Annotated in this window: 6 protein-coding genes; all 6 read right to left on the bottom strand. The window is 71.6% G+C overall.

The genetic code is table 11. From position 1 onward, the window contains the following. Window positions 1-2: 2 nt before the first annotated feature. On the bottom strand, window positions 3-917 hold the full coding sequence (locus HET64_RS35905; protein WP_215111427.1) for a ribonuclease Z: 915 nt from the start codon (window positions 915-917) through the stop codon (window positions 3-5). Window positions 918-931: 14 nt separating this feature from the next. After that, window positions 932-1,291 carry a histidine triad nucleotide-binding protein gene (locus HET64_RS35900; RefSeq protein WP_215111426.1) on the bottom strand — a complete coding sequence of 120 codons (360 nt, stop codon included), beginning with the start codon at window positions 1,289-1,291 and terminating at the stop codon, window positions 932-934. A 107-nt stretch (window positions 1,292-1,398) separates the two neighbouring features. Beyond that, window positions 1,399-2,145 (bottom strand): 16S rRNA (uracil(1498)-N(3))-methyltransferase, encoded by a 747-nt coding sequence (locus HET64_RS35895; RefSeq protein ID WP_215111425.1) that lies wholly within the window; start codon window positions 2,143-2,145, stop codon window positions 1,399-1,401. Continuing rightward, window positions 2,142-3,215 carry a nitronate monooxygenase gene (locus HET64_RS35890; RefSeq protein WP_215111424.1) on the bottom strand — a complete coding sequence of 358 codons (1,074 nt, stop codon included), beginning with the start codon at window positions 3,213-3,215 and terminating at the stop codon, window positions 2,142-2,144. The genes HET64_RS35895 and HET64_RS35890 overlap by 4 nt, the downstream gene beginning before the upstream one ends. A gap of 133 nt (window positions 3,216-3,348) precedes the next feature. Further along, window positions 3,349-4,488: a molecular chaperone DnaJ gene (gene dnaJ / locus HET64_RS35885; protein ID WP_069754761.1), complete on the bottom strand. Its 1,140-nt coding sequence runs from the start codon at window positions 4,486-4,488 to the stop codon at window positions 3,349-3,351. Beyond that, complete coding sequence (gene hrcA / locus HET64_RS35880; RefSeq protein WP_018961217.1) at window positions 4,489-5,505, bottom strand: heat-inducible transcriptional repressor HrcA; 1,017 nt, start codon at window positions 5,503-5,505, stop codon at window positions 4,489-4,491. Between the last annotated feature and the right edge of the window lie 106 nt (window positions 5,506-5,611).

Raw genomic sequence — 5,611 nt, 5'->3', positions numbered from 1 at the left:
GATCAGGGGTGGTGTCGGGTGGGGACCGGGACCCGGATCAGGTCCTGGGCGACGGTGAGTTCGCCGTCGAACCCGGCGGCGCGGGCCTGGGTCTCGAAGAGCTCCGGGTCGCCGTAGCGCTGGGAGAAGTGGGTGAGCACGAGGTGGCGGACGCCCGACTCCTCCGCCACCCGGGCGGCCTGTCCGGCGGTCAGGTGCCCGTGGTCGACGGCCAGCTTCTCGTCCTCGTCAAGGAAGGTCGACTCGATGACGAGCATGTCGCAGCCCTCGGCCAGCGCGTACACCCCGTCACAGAGCCGGGTGTCCATGACGAACGCGAACCGCTGTCCGCGCCGTTCCTCGGAGACCTGATCCAGCGTGATGCCGCCGAGGACGCCGTCGCGCTGGAGGCGGCCCACGTCCGGTCCGGCGATGCCGTGTTCCTTCAGCCGGGCGGGCAGCATGCGCCGGGTGTCGGGCTCGGTGAGGCGGTAGCCGTACGACTCGACGGGGTGCGAGAGCCTCGCGCTGTCCAGGGTGTACGCGGGGGTGGTGGCGAGGACTCCGCCGGTCCCGGCGACCGGGGCCTGGTTCAGCTCGACGGTCTCGCGGTAGGCGGTGGCGTACCGCAGCCGGTCGAAGAAGTGCTGCCCGCTCGCCGGGTAGTGCGCGGTCACCGGGTGCGGCACCTGGTCGAGGTTGATCCGCTGGATCACCCCGGCGAGCCCCAGGGAGTGGTCGCCGTGGAAGTGGGTGACGCAGATCCGGTCGATGTCGTGCGCGGCGACCCCGGCCCGCAGCATCTGGCGCTGGGTGCCCTCACCGGGGTCGAAGAGGATGCCCTCGCCGTCCCAGCGCAGCAGATAGCCGTTGTGGTTGCGGTGCCGGGTCGGCACCTGGCTGGCGGTGCCGAGCACCACCAGCTCGCGTACGGACATGGCGCGGGACTCCGTTATCCGGGGGGCCACTGGAGGCCGCGGCCTCCCAGGACGTGTGCGTGGGCGTGGAAGACGGTCTGGCCGGCACCGGAGCCCGTGTTGAGGATGATCCGGTAGCCGCTGCCGTCTACCTTCTCCTCGGCGGCGACCTCCCCGGCCTCGCGCAGGACGTCCGCGGCGATGAGCGGTTCGGCGGCGGCGAGGGAGGCGGCGTCCGGGTAGTGCACCTTCGGGATGACCAGGACGTGGGTCGGGGCCTGCGGGTTGATGTCGCGGAAGGCGACGGTGGTCTCGCTCTCGCGGACGATGGTCGCCGGGATGTCCCCCGAGACGATCTTGCAGAACAGGCAGTCGGACTGCGGCTCTCCCGCCATGGCCGGGCCTCCTCGTCGCTGGTGATCAGTGAGATCGCTGGTGATCATCAGTACGGTCGCTGGTGATCAGTACAGGGGCATGCTATCCCTGGCCCGCCGGGCCCTGTTCAGCCCCAGCGCCCCGTACGCCCCAGCAGCAGCGCGGTCGCGGCCGTCCCGGCGGTGGAGGTGCGCAGCACGCTGCGGCCGAGCCGGTAGGGGCGGGCGCCCGCCTCGGCGAAGGCGGTCAGCTCCTGCGGGGAGACGCCGCCTTCCGGTCCGACGACGAGCACGAGTCCGCCGGCGGCGGGGAGTTCGGCGGTGGCGAGGGGGGTGCTGTCGTGGTCGCGGTCCTCGTGGAGGACCCCGGCGAAGTCGGCGGCGGCGAGCAGGGCGGCGACCTGCTTGGTCGTCATGGCCTCGGCCACCTCGGGGAAGCGCACCCGGCGGGACTGCTTGCCCGCTTCCCGGGCCGTGCTGCGCCACTTCGACAGCGCCTTGGCTCCCCGGTCGCCCTTCCACTGGGTGATGCAGCGGGCCGCCTGCCAGGGCACGATCGCGTCGACGCCGGTCTCGGTCATCGTCTCGACCGCCAGCTCGCCCCGGTCGCCCTTGGGGAGCGCCTGGACGACGGTGATCCGCGGTTCGGGCTCCGGCTCCTCCTGGACGCCCGCGCGGACGGTGACCGTGAGCCGGTCCCTGCCCTCGGCGGCCCGCACGACGCCCTGGGCCCAGTGGCCGAGCCCGTCGGTGAGGACGACGTCCTCTCCGGTCTGGAGCCGCTTCACGGAGACGGCGTGCCGCCCCTCGGGTCCCTCCAGGACGAACTCCAGCCCATCGGGCATCCGTTCGACGACGAAGACCGGTGCGGTCACCGGGGGCTCCTCATGCTCAGGGCCGACCGGGCGGCCTCCAGTTCGACGGCGAGCAGCTCGATCAGCTCGCCCGCGGGCAGTTCCCGGGCCATCCGGTGGCCCTGTCCGGCCCACAGGGCCATGCCCTGGGCGTCCCCGGCCTTGGCGGCGGCCAGGCGCAGCCCGCTGGTGACGTAGTGGACCTGGGGGTAGGCGGCGGGGGCGTAGGGGCCGTGTTCGCGCACGAAGCGGTTGACCAGGCCGCGGGCGGGCCGCCCGGAGAAGGCGCGGGTCAGCTCCGTGCGGACGAACAGCGGGTTGGTCAGTGCCTGCTTGTGCAGCAGGTGCGCCCCGGACTCGGGGCAGACCAGGAAGGCGGTGCCGAGCTGGGCGGCGTCCGCGCCCGCCGCGAGGACGGCCGCGATCTGCGAACCGCGCATCAGTCCGCCGGTGGCGACGATCGGGATCTGCACGGTCTCGCGGACCTGGGTGATCAGGGAGAGCAGCCCGGTGCCGGTCTGGTCGACCTGCGGGTCGTCGCGGTGGGTGGACTGGTGGCCGCCCGCCTCGACGCCCTGGACGCAGACGGTGTCGGCGCCCGCCCACTGGGCGCTCTGGGCCTCCTCGGCCGAGGTGACCGTGACGATCGTGTGCGTCCCGGCCCTGGCGAAGGCGTCCAGGGTGTCGCGGGTGGGGCAGCCGAAGGTGAAGGAGACGACCGGGACCGGGTCCTCCAGCAGGATCGCGACCTTCGCCTCGTAGCCGTCGTCGCCGCTGCTGTCCGGGTCGCCGAGCGGGGTCTCGTACCAGGCGGCCTCACCGGCGAGCTGGTGGCGGTAGACCTCGACGGCGCTGGGGTCGGCGAGCGCGGGCTGCGGCATGAAGAGGTTGACGCCGAACGGCCCGCCGGTGAGCCGGCGCAGCTGTTTGATCTCGTTGTACATCCCGTCCGCCGTTTTGTACCCGGCGGCCAGGAACCCGAGCCCGCCGGCTTCGGCGACGGCCCCGGCGAGCTGGGGTCCGGACGCGCCGCCCGCCATAGGGGCCTGCACGATCGGATACCGGCAGAGATCGGTCAACTCGGAGGACATGACCGCATCGTGCCACGTCCCGTGCAACGGGGCCGAATCAGCCAGCCGACGCCGTGACCGGTTCTGCCGCCGCACGCCGCACCGCCCGCCGGTTCGGAACCGGCGGGCGGTGCGGTGAAAGGCGGAAAGCGGTTCAGCGGCCGTTGAACGCGTCCTTCAGCCGGGAGAAGAGCCCCTGCTGACCTGGCTGAAACTGGCCGAGGGGCCGCTCCTCGCCGCGCAGCTTGGACAGCTCCCGCAGCAGCCGCTCCTGCTCCGCGTCGAGCTTGGACGGGGTCATCACCTCGACGTGCACGATCAGGTCGCCCCGGCCGCCGCCGCGCAGATGCGTGATGCCGCGCCCGTGCAGGGGCACGGACTGGCCGGACTGGGTGCCGGGCCTGATGTCGATGTCCTCCAGGCCGTCCAGCGTCTCCAGCGGACACTTGGTGCCGAGGGCCGCGGCTGTCATGGGGACGGTGACCGTGCAGTGCAGATCGTCGCCGCGCCGCTGGAACACGGCGTGCGGCAGCTCGTGGATCTCCACGTACAGATCGCCGGGCGGGCCGCCGCCGGGGCCGACCTCGCCCTCGCCGGCGAGCTGGATACGGGTGCCGTTGTCGACGCCCGCGGGGATCTTCACGGTCAGGGTGCGCCGCGAGCGGATGCGGCCGTCGCCGGCGCACTCCGGACACGGGGTGGGCACGACCGTGCCGAACCCCTGGCACTGCGGGCAGGGCCGCGAGGTCATGACCTGGCCCAGGAAGGACCGGGTGACCTGCGAGACCTCGCCGCGACCGCGACACATGTCACAGGTCTGGGCGGACGTGCCGGGGGCCGCGCCCTCGCCGCTGCAGGTGTTGCAGACGACGGCCGTGTCGACCTGGATGTCCTTGGTGGTGCCGAAGGCCGCCTCGTTGAGGTCGATCTCCAGCCGGATCATGGCGTCCTGGCCCCGCCGGGTCCGCGAACGGGGCCCGCGCTGCGCGGCGTTGCCGAAGAACGCGTCCATGATGTCGGAGAAGTTGCCGAAGCCGCCGGCTCCGAAACCGCCCGCGCCACCGCCCCCGCCACTGGCGGAGAGGGGGTCGCCTCCGAGGTCGTAGACCTGCTTCTTCTGCGGGTCCGAGAGCACCTCGTAAGCGGCGTTGATCTCCTTGAACCGCTCCTGGGTCTTCGGGTCCGGGTTGACATCCGGGTGCAGCTCGCGTGCGAGCCGACGGAATGCCTTCTTGATCTCGTCCTGAGATGCGTCGCGGCGCACGCCGAGTACGGCGTAGTAGTCCGTGGCCACTTACGACTCCGCCAGGATCTGTCCGACGTAACGTGCCACTGCGCGTACCGCTCCCATCGTTCCGGGGTAGTCCATGCGGGTCGGTCCGACCACGCCGAGTTTGGCGACTGCCTCGTCGCCCGAACCGTAGCCGACCGCGACGACGGACGTGGAGTTGAGCCCCTCGTGGGCGTTCTCGTGCCCGATCCGTACGGTCATGCCGGAGTCCGTTGCCTCACCGAGCAGCTTCAGCAGGACGACCTGTTCCTCCAGTGCTTCCAGCACCGGCCGGATCATCACCGGGAAGTCGTGTCCGAAGCGGGTGAGGTTGGAGGTGCCGCCGATCATCAGCCGCTCCTCCGTCTCCTCGACCAGTGTTTCGAGGAGGGTGGAAAGGACCGTGGAAACCGTCCCGCGGTCCTCGCTGTCGAAGGATTCCGGCAGCTCCTGCACCAGCTGCGGGACATCCGCGAAGCGGCGTCCGACGACCCGGCTGTTGAGCCGGGCCCGCAGATCCGCGAGCGATGCCTCGCCGAACGGCGCAGGGCAGTCGATCATACGCTGTTCGACCCGGCCGGTGTCCGTGATCAGGACGAGCATCAGCCGGGCGGGGGCGAGCGCCAGCAGTTCCACGTGCCGCACCGTCGAGCGGGTCAGCGAGGGGTACTGCACGACGGCGACCTGCCGGGTCAGCTGCGCGAGCAGCCGCACCGTCCGGCCGACCACGTCGTCGAGGTCGACCGCGCCGTCGAGGAAGTTCTGGATGGCCCGGCGCTCGGGCGACGACAGCGGCTTGACGCCCGCGAGCTTGTCGACGAAGAGGCGGTACCCCTTGTCGGTCGGGATGCGTCCCGCGCTCGTGTGCGGCTGGGCGATGAAGCCCTCGTCCTCCAGCACCGCCATGTCGTTGCGGACCGTGGCCGGGGAGACCCCCAGCCGGTGCCGCTCGGTCAGCGCCTTGGAGCCGACGGGCTCCTCGGTGCCGACATAGTCCTGGACGATGGCGCGCAGCACTTCGAGTCTGCGTTCGCTGAGCATCGCGCACACCTCCAGCTGTGTCTCTCGGTGTCTGTCTGGCACTCGGTGCGTTCGAGTGCCAGCAATCCCCGCGGTCAGTGTACGGGCTGTCTCTTATACACACCTG

The sequence above is a fragment of the Streptomyces sp. McG3 genome, assembly GCF_018619185.1.
Lineage (GTDB): Bacteria > Actinomycetota > Actinomycetes > Streptomycetales > Streptomycetaceae > Streptomyces.
Note: the sequence above shows the minus strand (reverse complement) of the source record. Positions and strands in the feature narration are given on the sequence as shown.